General features: G+C 69.6%; 19 protein-coding genes. 9 read left to right on the forward strand and 10 right to left on the reverse strand.

Features of this window, described 5'->3' with window-relative positions; genetic code table 11:
- Positions 1-34 precede the first annotated feature (34 nt).
- From ABD327_RS19395 to ABD327_RS19405, 3 genes are read right to left on the reverse strand one after another with little or no spacing between them, the layout of a single operon-like run.
- Positions 35-550, reverse strand: a complete 516-nt coding sequence (locus tag ABD327_RS19395) for a GNAT family N-acetyltransferase (protein WP_344451914.1) — start codon at positions 548-550, stop codon at positions 35-37.
- Positions 547-960 carry an arsenate reductase ArsC gene (locus ABD327_RS19400; RefSeq protein WP_344451915.1) on the reverse strand — a complete coding sequence of 138 codons (414 nt, stop codon included), beginning with the start codon at positions 958-960 and terminating at the stop codon, positions 547-549. Before ABD327_RS19400 ends, ABD327_RS19395 begins: the two co-directional genes overlap by 4 nt.
- 13 nt (positions 961-973) lie before the next feature.
- Entirely contained in the window at positions 974-1,375 is a 402-nt protein-coding gene (locus ABD327_RS19405; protein WP_344451916.1) for an ArsR/SmtB family transcription factor, read from the reverse strand.
- A gap of 78 nt (positions 1,376-1,453) precedes the next feature.
- Here ABD327_RS19405 and ABD327_RS19410 point away from each other — a divergent pair, with 78 nt between their 5' ends.
- Positions 1,454-1,927 (forward strand): ArsI/CadI family heavy metal resistance metalloenzyme, encoded by a 474-nt coding sequence (locus ABD327_RS19410; protein ID WP_344451917.1) that lies wholly within the window; start codon positions 1,454-1,456, stop codon positions 1,925-1,927.
- A gap of 224 nt (positions 1,928-2,151) precedes the next feature.
- On the opposite strand, the gene ABD327_RS19415 is transcribed toward ABD327_RS19410, so the two are convergent.
- Complete coding sequence (locus ABD327_RS19415; RefSeq protein ID WP_344451918.1) at positions 2,152-2,538, reverse strand: MerR family transcriptional regulator; 387 nt, start codon at positions 2,536-2,538, stop codon at positions 2,152-2,154.
- A gap of 84 nt (positions 2,539-2,622) precedes the next feature.
- Between ABD327_RS19415 and ABD327_RS19420 the strand changes: the two genes are divergently transcribed.
- On the forward strand, positions 2,623-3,324 hold the full coding sequence (locus ABD327_RS19420) for an SDR family NAD(P)-dependent oxidoreductase (protein ID WP_344451919.1): 702 nt from the start codon (positions 2,623-2,625) through the stop codon (positions 3,322-3,324).
- 27 nt (positions 3,325-3,351) lie between these two features.
- Here ABD327_RS19420 and ABD327_RS19425 read toward each other — a convergent pair whose 3' ends face one another.
- Together ABD327_RS19425 and ABD327_RS19430 are read right to left on the reverse strand one after the other, a co-directional pair.
- Positions 3,352-4,410 carry a hypothetical protein gene (locus tag ABD327_RS19425; RefSeq protein ID WP_344451920.1) on the reverse strand — a complete coding sequence of 353 codons (1,059 nt, stop codon included), beginning with the start codon at positions 4,408-4,410 and terminating at the stop codon, positions 3,352-3,354.
- Positions 4,411-4,515: 105 nt separating this feature from the next.
- On the reverse strand, positions 4,516-5,091 hold the full coding sequence (locus ABD327_RS19430) for a TetR/AcrR family transcriptional regulator (protein WP_344451922.1): 576 nt from the start codon (positions 5,089-5,091) through the stop codon (positions 4,516-4,518).
- Between the two features lie 68 nt (positions 5,092-5,159).
- On the opposite strand from ABD327_RS19430, the gene ABD327_RS19435 reads away from it, so the two are divergent.
- Positions 5,160-5,657, forward strand: a complete 498-nt coding sequence (locus ABD327_RS19435) for an FBP domain-containing protein (protein ID WP_344451923.1) — start codon at positions 5,160-5,162, stop codon at positions 5,655-5,657.
- A gap of 59 nt (positions 5,658-5,716) precedes the next feature.
- Positions 5,717-6,253, forward strand: coding sequence for a DUF1697 domain-containing protein (locus tag ABD327_RS19440; protein WP_344451924.1), 537 nt, complete (start codon positions 5,717-5,719; stop codon positions 6,251-6,253).
- Positions 6,254-6,273: 20 nt separating this feature from the next.
- Here the strand turns inward: ABD327_RS19440 and ABD327_RS19445 are convergent, their stop codons facing one another.
- Complete coding sequence (locus ABD327_RS19445; protein WP_425547163.1) at positions 6,274-7,164, reverse strand: NAD(P)-dependent oxidoreductase; 891 nt, start codon at positions 7,162-7,164, stop codon at positions 6,274-6,276.
- A gap of 76 nt (positions 7,165-7,240) precedes the next feature.
- Here ABD327_RS19445 and ABD327_RS19450 point away from each other — a divergent pair, with 76 nt between their 5' ends.
- The gene (locus tag ABD327_RS19450) at positions 7,241-7,600 is read left to right on the forward strand and encodes a winged helix-turn-helix transcriptional regulator (RefSeq protein WP_344451926.1); all 360 of its coding nucleotides are present in this window, start codon (positions 7,241-7,243) and stop codon (positions 7,598-7,600) included.
- Positions 7,601-7,677: 77 nt separating this feature from the next.
- Here ABD327_RS19450 and ABD327_RS19455 read toward each other — a convergent pair whose 3' ends face one another.
- Positions 7,678-8,328 carry a hypothetical protein gene (locus ABD327_RS19455; protein ID WP_344451927.1) on the reverse strand — a complete coding sequence of 217 codons (651 nt, stop codon included), beginning with the start codon at positions 8,326-8,328 and terminating at the stop codon, positions 7,678-7,680.
- Between the two features lie 184 nt (positions 8,329-8,512).
- Between ABD327_RS19455 and ABD327_RS19460 the strand changes: the two genes are divergently transcribed.
- Complete coding sequence (locus ABD327_RS19460; protein WP_344451928.1) at positions 8,513-9,121, forward strand: hypothetical protein; 609 nt, start codon at positions 8,513-8,515, stop codon at positions 9,119-9,121.
- A gap of 2 nt (positions 9,122-9,123) precedes the next feature.
- On the opposite strand, the gene ABD327_RS19465 is transcribed toward ABD327_RS19460, so the two are convergent.
- Positions 9,124-9,741: a TetR/AcrR family transcriptional regulator gene (locus ABD327_RS19465; RefSeq protein ID WP_344451929.1), complete on the reverse strand. Its 618-nt coding sequence runs from the start codon at positions 9,739-9,741 to the stop codon at positions 9,124-9,126.
- An 84-nt stretch (positions 9,742-9,825) separates the two neighbouring features.
- On the opposite strand from ABD327_RS19465, the gene ABD327_RS19470 reads away from it, so the two are divergent.
- From ABD327_RS19470 to ABD327_RS19480, 3 genes are read left to right on the forward strand one after another with little or no spacing between them, the layout of a single operon-like run.
- Positions 9,826-10,809: a saccharopine dehydrogenase NADP-binding domain-containing protein gene (locus ABD327_RS19470; protein ID WP_344451930.1), complete on the forward strand. Its 984-nt coding sequence runs from the start codon at positions 9,826-9,828 to the stop codon at positions 10,807-10,809.
- Positions 10,809-11,690, forward strand: coding sequence for an NmrA family NAD(P)-binding protein (locus ABD327_RS19475; protein WP_344451931.1), 882 nt, complete (start codon positions 10,809-10,811; stop codon positions 11,688-11,690). The genes ABD327_RS19470 and ABD327_RS19475 overlap by 1 nt, the downstream gene beginning before the upstream one ends.
- Before the next feature lie 57 nt (positions 11,691-11,747).
- On the forward strand, positions 11,748-12,239 hold the full coding sequence (locus ABD327_RS19480; RefSeq protein WP_344451932.1) for a PH domain-containing protein: 492 nt from the start codon (positions 11,748-11,750) through the stop codon (positions 12,237-12,239).
- Between the two features lie 18 nt (positions 12,240-12,257).
- Here ABD327_RS19480 and ABD327_RS19485 read toward each other — a convergent pair whose 3' ends face one another.
- Positions 12,258-12,920, reverse strand: a complete 663-nt coding sequence (locus tag ABD327_RS19485; RefSeq protein WP_344451933.1) for a GOLPH3/VPS74 family protein — start codon at positions 12,918-12,920, stop codon at positions 12,258-12,260.
- Positions 12,921-12,948 lie beyond the last annotated feature (28 nt).

The following is a 12,948-nucleotide window of genomic DNA, read 5'->3' on the forward strand; positions in this document are numbered from 1 at the left end:
CTGAGCTCAGCTCTTTCCGAGGGCCGGATCGGGTTCAGGTGATGGCCGGGCTGCGACGTTCCAGAAGGAGGACGTCGCGCCACCGGCCGTGGTGGCGGCCGATGCGCTCGCGTACGCCGATGGTGCGGAATCCGGCTTTGTGGTGGAGGGCGAGGCTGGCGGTGTTCTCGGGGAAGATCCCGGACTGGACGGTCCAGATGCCGGCGGCGTCCGTGGAGGCGAGCAGGGCCCGCAGAAGGGTGAGTCCTACGCCGCGGCCGCGTGCGGCGGGGTGGACGTAGACGGAGTGCTCGACGACCCCGGCGTAGGCGCACCGGTCGGAGACAGCGACGGCCGCCACCCACCCGGCGACCATCTGGCCGTCGAGGGCGACCAGGCGGTGAGCGGGCAGGTGGGTGGTGTCGAACTGCCGCCAGGTGGGTGCGGTGGTCTCGAAGGTGGCGTCGCCGCCGTCGATCCCGGCCTGGTAGACCGCCAGGACCTGCTCGGCGTGCTGCGGCCGCATGGGCGCGATCGACACCGCGTCGGCGGCCGGGTCCTGGCGGGTCATGCGACCTGTTCCACGCCGAGGTCGGCGAGCAGGCCGCGCACGCGTCGTTCGATCTCCTCGCGGATGGGCCGGACGGCCTCGACGCCCTGGCCCGCGGGGTCGGGCAGCGTCCAGTCGAGGTAGCGCTTGCCGGGGAAGACCGGGCAGGTGTCGCCGCAGCCCATGGTGACGCACACGTCGGAGGCCTGGACGGCGTCGACGGTCAGGATCTTCGGGGTCTGGGCGGAGATGTCGATGCCGACCTCGGCCATGGCCTGCACGACGGCGGGGTTGACGGTGTCGGCGGGCGCGGATCCGGCGGAGCGGACCTCGACGGCGCCCCGGCCGAGGTGGGCGAGGAAGGCTGCGGCCATCTGGGAGCGGCCGGCGTTGTGGACGCAGACGAACAGGACGCTGGGCTTGTCGGACACGAAGGGACGCCTTTCAGGACCGGTGCGCGGTGGTGGAGGTTTCGGGCAGGGGCCGCCCGCCCGGCCGGGTCAGGATCGCCGCCAGCCGGTCGACCGTGGCGGGCACCAGCCGGTAGTACACCCAGGTGCCGCGCCGTTCCCCGTCGATCAGCCCGGCCTCGCGCAGCAGCTTCAGGTGGTGGGAGATCGTCGGCTGCGACAACTCGAACGACGGCGTCAGGTCGCACACGCACACCTCCCCGCCCGCCCGCGAGGCGATCATCGACAGCAGCTGCAACCGCACCGGATCGCCCAGCGCCTTGAACACCCGGGCCAGATCGACGGCCTCATCGGCGGCCAGCGGCGCGCTCAGCAGGCCGGGGCAGCACCCCTCCACGCCGTCCTGCCCGAGGACCCGAAGCTCTTGTTTCGACATGCATCTATATTGACATTCCTCGATCCAGCGTGCAAGTCTGGATAGACAGACATCGATACAACCGCTGAGGAGACCGTCATGTCCCGCGTCCAGCTCGCCCTTCGCGTCGCCGACCTGCAGGGGTCGATCGCGTTCTACTCGCGCCTGTTCAACGCCGAGCCCGCCAAGGTCCGGCCCGGTTACGCCAACTTCGCCATCGCCGAGCCCCCGCTCAAGCTCGTCCTCCTCGAGGGCGAGCAGGGCGAGCCCACCCGCCTGGACCACCTGGGCGTCGAGGTGGACGGCACCGAGCACGTCACCGCCGCCGCCACCCGCCTGGCCGAGGCGGGCCTGGCCACCTTCGAGGAGAACGACACCTCCTGCTGCTACGCCCTGCAGGACAAGGTCTGGGTGACCGCGCCCGGCGCCGAGCCCTGGGAGGTCTACACGGTCAAGGCCGACGCCGACACCCTCGGCAAGAGCGCCGACGGCGCACCCCAGGCCTGCTGCACCACCGACCAGGCGCCCCAGCCCGCCACGGCCGACACCGGCTGCGCCTGCGGCCCCAGCTGACCACCGCTCGACACAGCCGCTCGCCCGACGGCCGCGCTTGAATCCGGGGCCTCGCAGAAACGACCGATTCTGCGAGACCCCGAGCCCTTCGGAACATGCCCGGTTCACCGCGGTCATGGCCCCGGTCGGCCGACAGCCGCATCAGAGGCCCACGTCAGCTCACCGATTTCCCAGAGGCCGACCCGGCCGGCACCGCGCGTCAGGTCGGCCCTGGCCGGAGAGCTTCAGTCAAGGTCGTCGGTGACGTCACCAGGCTGGCCCAAGGCGGAGGCGAGCATGGTGTCGAGTGCTCGCCGAGACGCCTGGAGCTCGGTGATCGCATCGACGACGCGGCCGCGTTCTCGTCGCAGTTCGGTGATCATTCCCGGGCAGGCCGACGGTACGAGCCGCTCGCCTTCGTCGTGAACACAGTGGAGAAGGCGTGCGATGACGACAGTGGGGAGACCGGCGGCGAGAAGTGCCCGGATATGGCGTACCGCGGCCACGTCCGACTCGGAGTACTCGCGGTAACCGTTGGCGAGCCGTGCCGGCCGGAGCAGGCCCTGCTCTTCGTAGTAACGCAGCAGCCGCCGGTTGACTCCCGTCGCGTCGGCGAGGTCTCCGATCCGCATGGGCTCCCTCCGGGGTTGACCTTCACATCGATGTGACGCCCTAACGTCCCCATTGTCACCGATCAGTCGATCAAGGAGGCAGGGATGTCCGGAGTAGTGATCATCGGAGCGGGTCCGGGAATCGGTCAGGCCGTCGCCCGCCGGTTCGCCCGGGAGGGGCTGCCGATCGCCCTCATCGCACGCAACGACGAGACGTTGAGCACCGTGTCCGAGGCCGTCGCCCCCAGCGGAGTGAGGGTCGTCGCCTCGGCGGCCGACAGCACCGACGACGCCGCGCTACGCGCCGCCCTCGATAGGGTGGTCGGCGAGATCGGGCCGCCGGACGTCGTGGTGTACAACGCCGCGATCATCCAGGCCGACGCGCTGGGAGAGCTGTCCGCGCGAGCCCACCTGGACGCCTGGGCGGTCAACGTGGTCGGAGCGGTCACCGCCGCCGCCCACCTCCTGCCCGTGATGGCGCGACGCGGTAGCGGTTCGTTCATCATCACCGGCGGGATGCCCGATCCAAAGCCCCAGTACGTCAGCCTCTCGCTCGGCAAGGCCGGTGTGCGAACCCTGGTGACGCTGCTCGACCGGGAATACGGGCCCTCCGGCATCCACGTGGCGACCGTCACCGTGGACGGCCCCGTCGCCCCGGGCACGGGCTTCGACCCGGACGACATCGCCGAGCACTACTGGCGGCTGCACACCCAGCCACGACACCGGTGGGACCGCGAAATCCTCCACACCGGGCAGGCCACCCCCGGCGAAGAGACCCCCAACGGCGCCGAGGACAGCCGGCGTTGACCGGCACCACGAGTGTGAGATCCGCTCTCAGTCGAGGAGCCTGGCGAGCATGGCCGAGATCTCGGGGGCCACGGGCATGCCTCCGGCGTACCCCACGGTCTTCTCGGTCTCGCAAGGCTCGCGGGCGACATAGACGTGCTCGGTGCGGCCGGTGACGTCCGTCAGGTGGAGGGTGTCCAAAGCCGTGAGCGGCGGTCTTCCATACTCGCCGCAGCGGATTCGCTTCGGTTTCTTCCTGGTGTTCACGGCGGTTCGGACCGGCTCCAGACCGGTGCGGACGGCTTTCTGGGTGCGCAGGGTCAACTGTCCGTTTTTGTCGGCCGTGTAGCGGCAGGCGCGGACGACCGAGAGAGGCGATGGCAGCTTGGGCTCGTCCGAGACGGACCACGCGTCGAAACCTCGGACGATGGGCGGGGCCGGATGCCGGAAGGTGTCCTCGCGCAGATCGATCTGGGTCGAAAGGCAGGCCGCAGGCTCGACCTCGGACGGGTCGAGCGAGGTGTGCTCCGCACGCCACAGGCGGGCGAACTCACGGGTGAGCCGCGTCGCGCCCCGGCGGACCGCCCGGTAGGAGCTCACCTCTCCACGGTTGAACTCGAACGATGCGACGACCCGCCGACCGTCCGGGTAGTGCAGCACCAGGTTCAGCTCCGGGAAACCGACCATGGTCGAGACCCCACCGGGTTCCGTCAGAGGGAGCGCGTCCATGATCTGCTGCAGTTCCTCCACACCTCGGACGATGCGCAGCCGCTCGAACCACGAAGATTTCTCGGGATCGAACGCCTGGCACAGCAGGGCGTGGTCGGCGCCTCTGGGAGCGAGGCTGCGGCTGTAGGCGGGCGCCGTCCGGTCGGGGTCAGGCCAGCCGTGCACGCCGGCGCCCTCGTACGGCTCGGCCGGACAACCCGACGCCTGGTAGTCGAGTGCCGGAATCCTGGGCTCGCCGGCCGGGCCGAAGGGCTTACGGGCCGGGACGGCCGCCTCGCGGATCGGGGCAGAGGGTTTCCGGGCCGGACTCACCGCACCGATCAGGCCGAGAACCATCAAGAGGACTCCGGCCATCGAGGCGACCCGTTTGGCCCGCATGAAGGGCACCTTTCAGCCGTCGAAGGAACCCGTGCTACGTCATGGGTCGCGTGATCATAACGTGGTGAATCCGCCGGATACCCCCTGATATCAGCGGCGCATCGGTCAGGTCGGCTTTCTGGAACGGCTTCTGAGGGCCAGGTCGAGGGTGTCCAGGGTCCAGGTCCAGGAGGCGTCGGCGTCGCGGGGGGTGTGGCGGAAGCCGCCTGCCATCTCCAGGCTCACGTAGCCGTGGAAGGCGCCGCCCAGGAAGCGCACGGCGTCGGTCTGGTCGGACTCCGGGAGGTCGTAGCCGCGCAGGATCGCCCGCATCATCTCCGAGTGCCGGGGGCCCGCGCCGGCGGCGGCGGTCTGCGGGTCGAGGTCGAAGCGGGCCGCGGTGTACCGGCCCGGGTGCTCCTTGGCGTAGTCGCGGTAGACGTCGGCGAAGGCCACCAGCGCGTCCTTGCCCGCGCGGCCGGCCAGCGCGGCGGTGGCCCTGTCCGCCATCTCCTCCAGGGCCAGCAGGGCCACCCGCACCTTCAGCTCTCTCGCGTTCTCGATGTGCGCGTACAGGTTCGGGTCCTTGACGCCCAGCCTGCGCGCGACCGCCGAGACCGTCAGGCCGTCGAAGCCGAGCTCGTCGGCCAGGTCCGCCGCCGTCCGGGTGATGCGTTCGACGGTGAGGCCCCTGCCCGCCATGGATCTCCCTCGATGTAATCGAATAAAGGATTTGCCTAATCATATTAGGCGAACTAGCCTCGCCGCACATGAGAGCCATCACCGAGAGCGATGTCCGCAGGTCGTTCGTCAACTGCTCCAAGGGCGAGGCCAAGCGGGTGAACGTCCCCAGGGACCTGGAGGAGCAGCCCTGGGACGAGCTCGACTTCCTCGGGTGGCGCGATCCCGGCGCCCCCGACCGCGGCTACCTGGTCGTCGACCACGGCGACCGGCTCCTCGGGATCTCGCTTCGGGCCACGTCGGGGGGCTCGCGCGGCTTCACCGCGCGCAGCATGTGCTCGTTGTGCCTGACCACCCACACCAGCGGCGGCGTGGCCCTGATGACGGCGCGCCGCACCGGCGAGGCCGGACGGCAGGGCAACACGGTCGGGCAGTACCTGTGCACCGACCTGGCCTGCTCCCTCTACACCCGGGGCAGGAAGCAGACGGCCGTGGGCGGAGAACTCGCCGAGACCATCTCCGTGGACGAGAAGATCACCCGTATGCGGGCCAACCTGGCCGCCTTCATCGCCAAGGTGCTCGCATAGTCCGGATCGGCGGTTGAAACCGCGCTATGGTCCCCCACCGAGAGGCGGAGGTTCAGATCATGTCGAGGTATATCGCTTTGCTGCGCGGCATCAACGTCGGCCGCAGCGCCCGGATCGGCATGGCGGCGCTGCGGGAGTCGTTCGCCGATCTGGGCCACACCGAGGTGAAGACGTATCTGCAGAGCGGGAACGTGCTCTTCGATTCCAGCCGCCCGCCCGAGGGCCTGGCCGAGGAACTCGAAACACGCGTCGCGGCGGATTTCGGCGTCCCCGCCCGGATCCTGCTGCGTACCGGGAACGACCTGGAGCGCGTCTTCACGGCCAACCCTTTTCTCGACCGCGAATCCGACCCGGCCAAGCTGCACGTCACCTTCCTCAGGGACGTGCCCGCGCCGGAGCGCGTGGACGGGCTGGTGAAGCCGCCCGGCGAGACCGCCGAGTTCTCGCTGGAAGGCCGGGAACTCCACCTTCACTACCCGGACGGATACGGGCGGACCAAGCTCGACAACGCCTTCATCGAACGCAGGCTCGGCGTGGTCGCGACCACCAGGAACTGGAGGACGGTCACCGCGCTCCGCGGTCTCGCGTCCGGTTAGCGGCCCGGTGGTTCAGGGCATCACTCTCGGCGGATCAGGGTGACCAGGCCGGCCAGGCCCTCGTCGCCGTGGCCCTGGGCCACCCGGCGGCTCATCAGCTCCATGTAGGGGGTGAGAAGCCGGGGATCCACGGACTGGTCCTCCGCCGAGGCCAGGAGGGTGTCGTTGCCCGCCGTCATCATGGCGAGGTTGGAGGTGACGCCCTCGGTGTAGTCGCCGCTCGCCAGTTGGTCGGCGATCTCGTGGGCGCTGCCGGCCATGGCTCCGAGCCATTCCACGAGCAGGGAGGCGAGCTCCGCCCGGTCGAGGTCCTTCTCCTCGTGCACCAGGGCGAAAGCATGGGTGATGCCCGCGAACATGCCGGTCATCGCGCTGAGCAGGGCGATGTCGTGCAACGCCGCGTGGCCCGCGTCCTCGCCGACGAACTTCGCTCCGGCGGGGACCTCCAGAAGCTCTCGGTGGCGTTCGAACAGCGCGCGGTCTCCGCTGTAGAGGATGTAGCCGCCGGTCTCCGGCCGGCCGATCATCGGGGGGACCGCCATGATCCCGCCGTCCAGGAGGCGCGCCCCGCGCTTCTCGGCCCACCGGGCGCGCCGCCGGGCCTGGGCGGGAGTGCTCGTGGTCAGGTTGACGAGGTCCTTGCCGAACAGGTCGGCGCCGTCCAGGACCTCGTCCACGGAGGCGTCGTCCAGCAGGCAGAGGATGACGGGGCCGTCCGCCGAGGCCACCGCCTCGGTCTGGGTGGCCGCCACCCGGGCGCCCTCTTCCGCCAGCGGTCCCGCCTTCTGCGGAGTGCGGTTCCAGACGGTCAGGGGATGCCCCGCGGCACGCCACGCGCGGGCGAGCGCGGTGCCCATGTCGCCGAGGCCGAGGAGGGTGACGGGCGTCTTGTCAGCGGTGTCGGTGTCCATGCCGATCAGCGTCGCCTGCGTCCCGACCATGATCAAGTACGCACCTTTTTGTCGGCGGCCACTTTAAAGTAAGTGCATGAGCAGGAGGAACACCTACGTGTGCGGCATCGACGCGGCGATCGACGTGGTCGGGGGCAAATGGAAGGTGCTCATCCTGTGGGCGCTGGAGGCGTCCCCGCGCCGGTTCGGCGAGCTGCGGCGGGACATCCCCGGCATCACCGAGAAAGTCCTCACCTCGCACCTGCGGGAACTGGAGGCCGACGGCATCGTCTTCCGGGAGGAGGCGCTCGAGGGAGCGGTGCGCCGTGTCACCTACGCCCTCACCCCGCTCGGAGTCTCCCTCAACGAGGCGCTGGCTCCGCTCGGCGACTGGGGAAGGAAGCATCTCCTCGGCGGGCAGAGCACACCCGGCGAGGCGCTCGACCGCTCACGCTGAACGGCCGGGACGGGTGGAAGAGGCCCCGGGCTCGGAGCATCGGGGGGAAGTGCCCGAACCCGGGGCCGGCATGCGGGTCAGCTGGAGAGGGGGCAGCCGCCGGTGAGCTTTCCGAGGAAGGAGTTCGGGTCGTAGTAGTGCTCGACTTCGAGGAGGCGGAGGTCGTCGGCGACCTTGGCGACGCTGAGGCCGAACATCTCTATGACCTCGTTGGTGGGGGCGAAGCCCTTGTACTCGCCCTCGAAGGTGCCCCAGTGGCGCCATTTGAAGGCGATGACGGGCGGCGGGGAGAGGACTTCGAGGACTTCCCAGAAGAAGCCCATCGGGAAGGTCTTGAGAAAGACCTTGTGAGAGGACTCGAAGGATTCGGAGGCCGACGGGTAGAAGGGGCTGTCACCGATGAGGATGTTGTAGCTGCCCCTTTCCACGATGTCCGCGGATGACGCCCACTGGCCGCCGTTGGCGTTGGTGCGGAAGTGCTCGGTGACCATCGAGACCCAGGTGGCGGGGTCCTTCTTGTGCGAGACCTCCATTTCGAAGACCTGAACGATGCTCTCCACGATCGCTTCCAGCGATCCGGCCTCCAGCTGCTTCGTCCGCTGCGCCGGCATGATCTCCTGCGAGTAGTGGTAGTCGGGCACGCCTTCGCGCCAGTCCTCGGGCGAGGCGGCGGCGATGACCGCGTCCCTTCCCTGCAGCCACAGCGGAGTCTCGGGAGTCGTCGTCATATCGGGGAAGCCCTCTCATGGAAGAAAAACTCACTTCGATAACAACAAAAGCGAGATTCACATGATCTTGCCGTGCTCTCCGCCGCGCCCGCCATAAGCCAAACCGCCCGCTTCTGGCCAATATGTTCCGGGCAACGCGTCATGCGGCACAGGAGGGGCCGGCCGGGATCCCTAGATTTCGATCATGGTCGTGCACTTTCAGTACGGGAACGGGATCTACCTGAGGTCGGCGCTGATCGCCCTGACGGAGTGGCTCGGGGGAAGCTACGCCGATTGGAGTCGGAAACAGGGAAACCCGCCCCTGTGGCGGCAGTTCTACGAAGTGGCGGACCGCTGCGAGGCGCGGTTCCGGACGCGTTCGGCCGACCGGGTGCTGACGCGGGCGATGGACGTCGCGAGGGAGAGCACTCCGTTCACCGTGGTGAGCGGACCGGATCCCGTTCCTTCGAGCGGCACCCGGAACCTGGTCAGCCGTTACGGGCTCACGCTCTCGTCCGGGAGGCCGCTGCGCTGGTACGCCGAGGACGGCCTCACCCCGCGGACCTTCCCCCATCTGGGCCTCGACGTCTCCTACGAGAGGAGCGGCGAGACGATGTTCTTCATCACCGGCCGGGACGGAGACCTGACGGGCAGGCACTACCTGGTCGTGGCCGACCCCTGGGCCGACCACGGAGCCGAGTTCGGAGAGCTCCTCGCCGCCGTGCTCTCCGGCGGGTTCGAGGTCGGCCCCACCGAGCCCGACGACCTCCGGCTCGACACCCTCGACGAGGCCATCGCAGCAGCCCGGACATGACCTCAGCCGTCGAGAGACGGCCCCACTGCGTCGGGTTTCAGCGCGGAGAGGAGGCGTTCGGCCTCCCGCACCAGGGTCGGGAGGGCTTCGGACGGAGAGGGGTGGCGGGCCAGGAGCATTCCGGCTTCGCAGAGGGCGCCGAAGAGCATGTGGGCCGAGACCGTCACGTCCGTCGTCGCCAGGCGGCCTTCGGCCCGGGCCGCTTCCAGGCCCGCCCTCAGGACGCGTAGGACGTGCGCGTATTCGATCTCGCGCACGGCTTCCCAGCCGAGGACGTGCGGAGCGTCGAGCAGGACGATCCGGCGGAACGAGGCGTCCAGGCAGTGCTCCAGGAACACCCGGATGCCTTGGTGGAGGGCCTGCCAGACATCCGGGTGTCCGGCGGCGACCTCCTCCAAGCGGGCGGTGATCCTCTCCTGTTCCCGGATGAAGGCCGCTTCGAACAGATCTCTCTTGCTCGAGAAGTGGTGGTAGAGCGCGCCCTTGGTGACACCAGCCTCGGCCGCGACGGCGTCCAGGGACGTGGCCGGGTAACCGGCCCGGCCGAAGAGCGCGTGGGCGGCGGCCGACAGGGCCGTCGTGGTGGCTTCGGAGCGTTCGGCCTGGGTTCGTCGGGGCATCTCTGGATTTTCTCCCTTGTTTCCATACCCAGGGTATGCAAGTGTTGATTCGAACACACGTACGAACCCGGGGAGGGGTGAAGCATGAGGCGTTCGGTCATCGCGGTCTACGGGGCCACCGGTCACACGGGTCGGCTCGTCGTCGAGGAACTGCGGAAGCGGGGGTATGAGCCGCTCTTGGCGGGACGGGACCCGGGACTGCCGCGTCCGGTCCGGGCGGACGATCCCGCGGCCGTCCGGGAGCTGGTGCGGGAAGCAGACGTGATCGTGCAGTGCGCGGGCCCGTTCTCCAAGACGGGGCGGGTCATCGCACGGACCGCCGCCGAGGTCGGGTGCCACTACGTCGACCACGCCGTGGAGTCGCATCATGTGCGGTGGCTCTTCGACGAGCTGCAGGAGACGGCACGGCGTAACGGGGTCGCCATGGTCCCCGGGCTGAGCTTCTACGGAGGGCTCGGCGACCTGCTCGCCGGAGCCGTCACGGAGGGGATGGACGAGCTCGACGTGGTGACCATCGCGTATGCCGTCTCGGGATGGCGGATGACGACCGGGGCGAAGGACACGGCAGAGCAGCTCTTCGCCGAGACCGAGCGGATCACCTTCACCGATGGTGAGCAGCGAGTCGGATACGTCGAGCCGCGGAACGTCGTCTTCCCGTTCCCTCCTCCGGTCGGGCCCCGGACGATGATCGCGCCTCTGCCGTCCTGCGACGTCGTGCTGGCACAGCGGCATGTCCGGGCCCGGAACATCGAGGCCCAGCTCACCGCGCACACCTTCACCGAGGATCAGGTGTTCGTCAGCGAGGACGCCGCCCCGGAGGACCGCGCGCGGTCGGAGTTCATGGTGGCCGTTCAGGCGCTCGGGAAGAACAGCGCCGCCGGCCGGATCGTCGGCGAGGATCTCTGGCTGGCCGGAGTGCACGCCTCTGTGGAAGGGGCCGTACGGCTCGCCGAAGGCGAGGTCGGAGCAGGTGTCCACAGCCCGGCCGAGGCGTTCGAGGCCGAGCCGTTCCTCCGGGTTCTGGAAGGGCTGGGAGCGTTCAGCCTTCGGCTGCCGGGGAGGGCCTGATGTTCCTCGTTACGGGCGCGGCGGGCGGCGTCCAGGGTTCTACGGGACGGCTGGTCGCCGAGGCGCTGCTCGCCCAGGAGCAGCCTGTGCGGGCGTTCGTCCGCAGAGACGACGAACGTGCGGCACGTCTGCGCGAACTCGGAGCGGAAATCCACGTAGGAGATCTGCGTGAGATCAACGACGTACGGCCCGCGCTGGTCGGGGTGAGACGGGCGTTCTTCACCTACCCCGTCACGGGCGGCTTGCTGGACGCGACGGTCGTCTTCGCCGCAGCCGCGCGGGAGGAGAACGTCGAGCGGGTCGTCGAAGTGTCCCAGCTCGACGCGCGCATCGAGGCCCGCACGCCGCGGATGCGCCAGCACTGGCTGTCCGAGCAGGTCTTCGACTGGGCCGGAGTGGGCGCCGTCCATCTCAGGGCGGCCGTCTTCCACGAGAACCTGACGGTCCTGGCCGCGCTGTCCGGGTGGCGTGAGCTGGCCGTCCCGCTCGGGCCGCCGAGCACGCGCGTGCCCCTGATCGCGGCAGAGGACGTCGCGCGGGTGGCGGTCGCGCTCCTCCTCTCCCCCGGAGCCGTCGAGCCCGTCGTGCACCTGACCGGCCAGATGCTCTCCGTCGGGGAGGTCGCCGAGGTGCTCCGGGAGGTCTGCGGACTGTCACTGGAGTACGTCGACGCCGATCCCGGGCAGTGGCGCCGTGACCTGCTGGCCGTGCTCGGCGACCCGCACACCGTGGAGCACCTGTCCGCGCTCTGGGAGATCTTCCGGACCACTCCCGAGCACCCGCTCTACCGGGTCACCGAGGCGATCGAGCGGCTCGGCGGCCGGCCGCCGGTCACCTACCGGGAGTTCCTCGCCCACCGGTCGGGACCAGCGGAGACGTGACCGGGGAGGCCGTCCGGGGGGAGACAAATCGGGCAGTGACCTGTCACGCTATGCGCCATGGCTCTCGAACTGACCGATGACGAGGCGATCGTCCTCGATGTTCACCCGCACTGGACGACCCTGCTGAAGGGCGTCCTGCTGCTCCTGCTCATCGCCGTCGTCGGCGGCGCGGCCATCTACTTCATGCCGGACTGGGACCTTCAGGGGCCGCTGCGGATCGGTGCCGCCGTCATCGCGGCCGCCGCGGCGCTGGTGACGTTCACCGGGCCGTTCCTGCGGTGGTTCACCACCCGGTACATCCTGTCCAGCCACCGCCTGGTGCTGCGTACCGGGGTGTTCACCCGCACCGGACGAGACGTTCCGCTCGCCCGGGTGAGCGACGTGCAGTTCACGCAGAGCCTCCTGCAGCGCTTCCTCGGCTCCGGGACGCTGGTCGTGGAGTCCGGCGGGGACAACGGCCAGCTGGTGCTGAAGAACGTGCCCGACGTCGAAGGGATGCACCGGGAGGCGTACGAGCTGATCAACGAGAGGCACACTCCCACGGGGTGAGTTCCGGCGCCGGTCCGCTCACCCTCCGCCGGCGGCGGCTCCCGCGGTGGCCGCCACCATGAGGGCGACCATCGCCCCCTCGATCTGCTCGATCGTCTTCTTGACGGCCGCGCCGACCTCGGCGCCCTCGCCGAGCGCCTCGACGCGGCGCTTGAACTCCTTCTTGTCGAGCTCCGGGAAGACCGCGCGGTTCAGGCCGCACGCCTGGACGATCGCCAGCAGCGTGGCGCTCCGGGCGTCGGCCGGGGCCCCGTTGAGCACGGTGGTCAGGCGGCCGCGCACCTCCAGCTCGGGGAGCGGGTCCGCCTCGGGGTGGCGGGTCACGGGGATGAAGCCCAGGAGGCTGTGGCGCTCCTCGGCCAGAATTCCGCTCGCGACCAGCCTCTCCACCGTCCGCTGACGCAGCTGCGACTTGAGCTTGTTGAACCACCACTGCGTGCGGCGCGGCTTCTCCTCGACGATCCGGGCGAGAACGGCGTCCTCCTCGGGGGTGCCCAGAGGCGTCGGGTCCAGCACGACGATCTCGTCCCCCTTACGGCCCTCGAAGCCGATCCGTCCTGCGACGACCAGCTCGGCCAGGACCGCTCCCACCAGACCGCACTCGACCCTGAGCACGGGGATGACGGGCTTGCCCTTCTCCTCGTGCATGGCCAGCAGAAGGAAGTCCTCCGCGAGGGTCATCCGTGCGTCCTCTCATCGTGTCCGGAGC

It is taken from the genome of Actinocorallia aurantiaca (assembly GCF_039533685.1).
Taxonomy (GTDB): Bacteria; Actinomycetota; Actinomycetes; order Streptosporangiales; family Streptosporangiaceae; genus Actinocorallia; species Actinocorallia aurantiaca.

Excerpts from the sequence above, each read along its gene's own strand:
- ABD327_RS19460 (WP_344451928.1), top strand. The coding sequence starts at position 8,513 with ATGGTCGTGCACTTTCAGTACGGGAACGGGATCTACCTGAGGTCGGCG.
- ABD327_RS19475 (WP_344451931.1), top strand. The coding sequence starts at position 10,809 with ATGTTCCTCGTTACGGGCGCGGCGGGCGGCGTCCAGGGTTCTACGGGA.
- ABD327_RS19405 (WP_344451916.1), bottom strand. The coding sequence starts at position 1,375 with ATGTCGAAACAAGAGCTTCGGGTCCTCGGGCAGGACGGCGTGGAGGGG.
- ABD327_RS19440 (WP_344451924.1), top strand. The coding sequence starts at position 5,717 with ATGTCGAGGTATATCGCTTTGCTGCGCGGCATCAACGTCGGCCGCAGC.
- ABD327_RS19480 (WP_344451932.1), top strand. The coding sequence starts at position 11,748 with ATGGCTCTCGAACTGACCGATGACGAGGCGATCGTCCTCGATGTTCAC.
- ABD327_RS19465 (WP_344451929.1), bottom strand. The coding sequence starts at position 9,741 with ATGCCCCGACGAACCCAGGCCGAACGCTCCGAAGCCACCACGACGGCC.
- ABD327_RS19455 (WP_344451927.1), bottom strand. The coding sequence starts at position 8,328 with ATGACGACGACTCCCGAGACTCCGCTGTGGCTGCAGGGAAGGGACGCG.
- ABD327_RS19470 (WP_344451930.1), top strand. The coding sequence starts at position 9,826 with ATGAGGCGTTCGGTCATCGCGGTCTACGGGGCCACCGGTCACACGGGT.
- ABD327_RS19485 (WP_344451933.1), bottom strand. The coding sequence starts at position 12,920 with ATGACCCTCGCGGAGGACTTCCTTCTGCTGGCCATGCACGAGGAGAAG.
- ABD327_RS19410 (WP_344451917.1), top strand. The coding sequence starts at position 1,454 with ATGTCCCGCGTCCAGCTCGCCCTTCGCGTCGCCGACCTGCAGGGGTCG.
- ABD327_RS19425 (WP_344451920.1), bottom strand. The coding sequence starts at position 4,410 with ATGCGGGCCAAACGGGTCGCCTCGATGGCCGGAGTCCTCTTGATGGTT.
- ABD327_RS19430 (WP_344451922.1), bottom strand. The coding sequence starts at position 5,091 with ATGGCGGGCAGGGGCCTCACCGTCGAACGCATCACCCGGACGGCGGCG.
- ABD327_RS19415 (WP_344451918.1), bottom strand. The coding sequence starts at position 2,538 with ATGCGGATCGGAGACCTCGCCGACGCGACGGGAGTCAACCGGCGGCTG.
- ABD327_RS19435 (WP_344451923.1), top strand. The coding sequence starts at position 5,160 with ATGAGAGCCATCACCGAGAGCGATGTCCGCAGGTCGTTCGTCAACTGC.
- ABD327_RS19445 (WP_425547163.1), bottom strand. The coding sequence starts at position 7,164 with ATGGACACCGACACCGCTGACAAGACGCCCGTCACCCTCCTCGGCCTC.
- ABD327_RS19395 (WP_344451914.1), bottom strand. The coding sequence starts at position 550 with ATGACCCGCCAGGACCCGGCCGCCGACGCGGTGTCGATCGCGCCCATG.
- ABD327_RS19450 (WP_344451926.1), top strand. The coding sequence starts at position 7,241 with ATGAGCAGGAGGAACACCTACGTGTGCGGCATCGACGCGGCGATCGAC.
- ABD327_RS19420 (WP_344451919.1), top strand. The coding sequence starts at position 2,623 with ATGTCCGGAGTAGTGATCATCGGAGCGGGTCCGGGAATCGGTCAGGCC.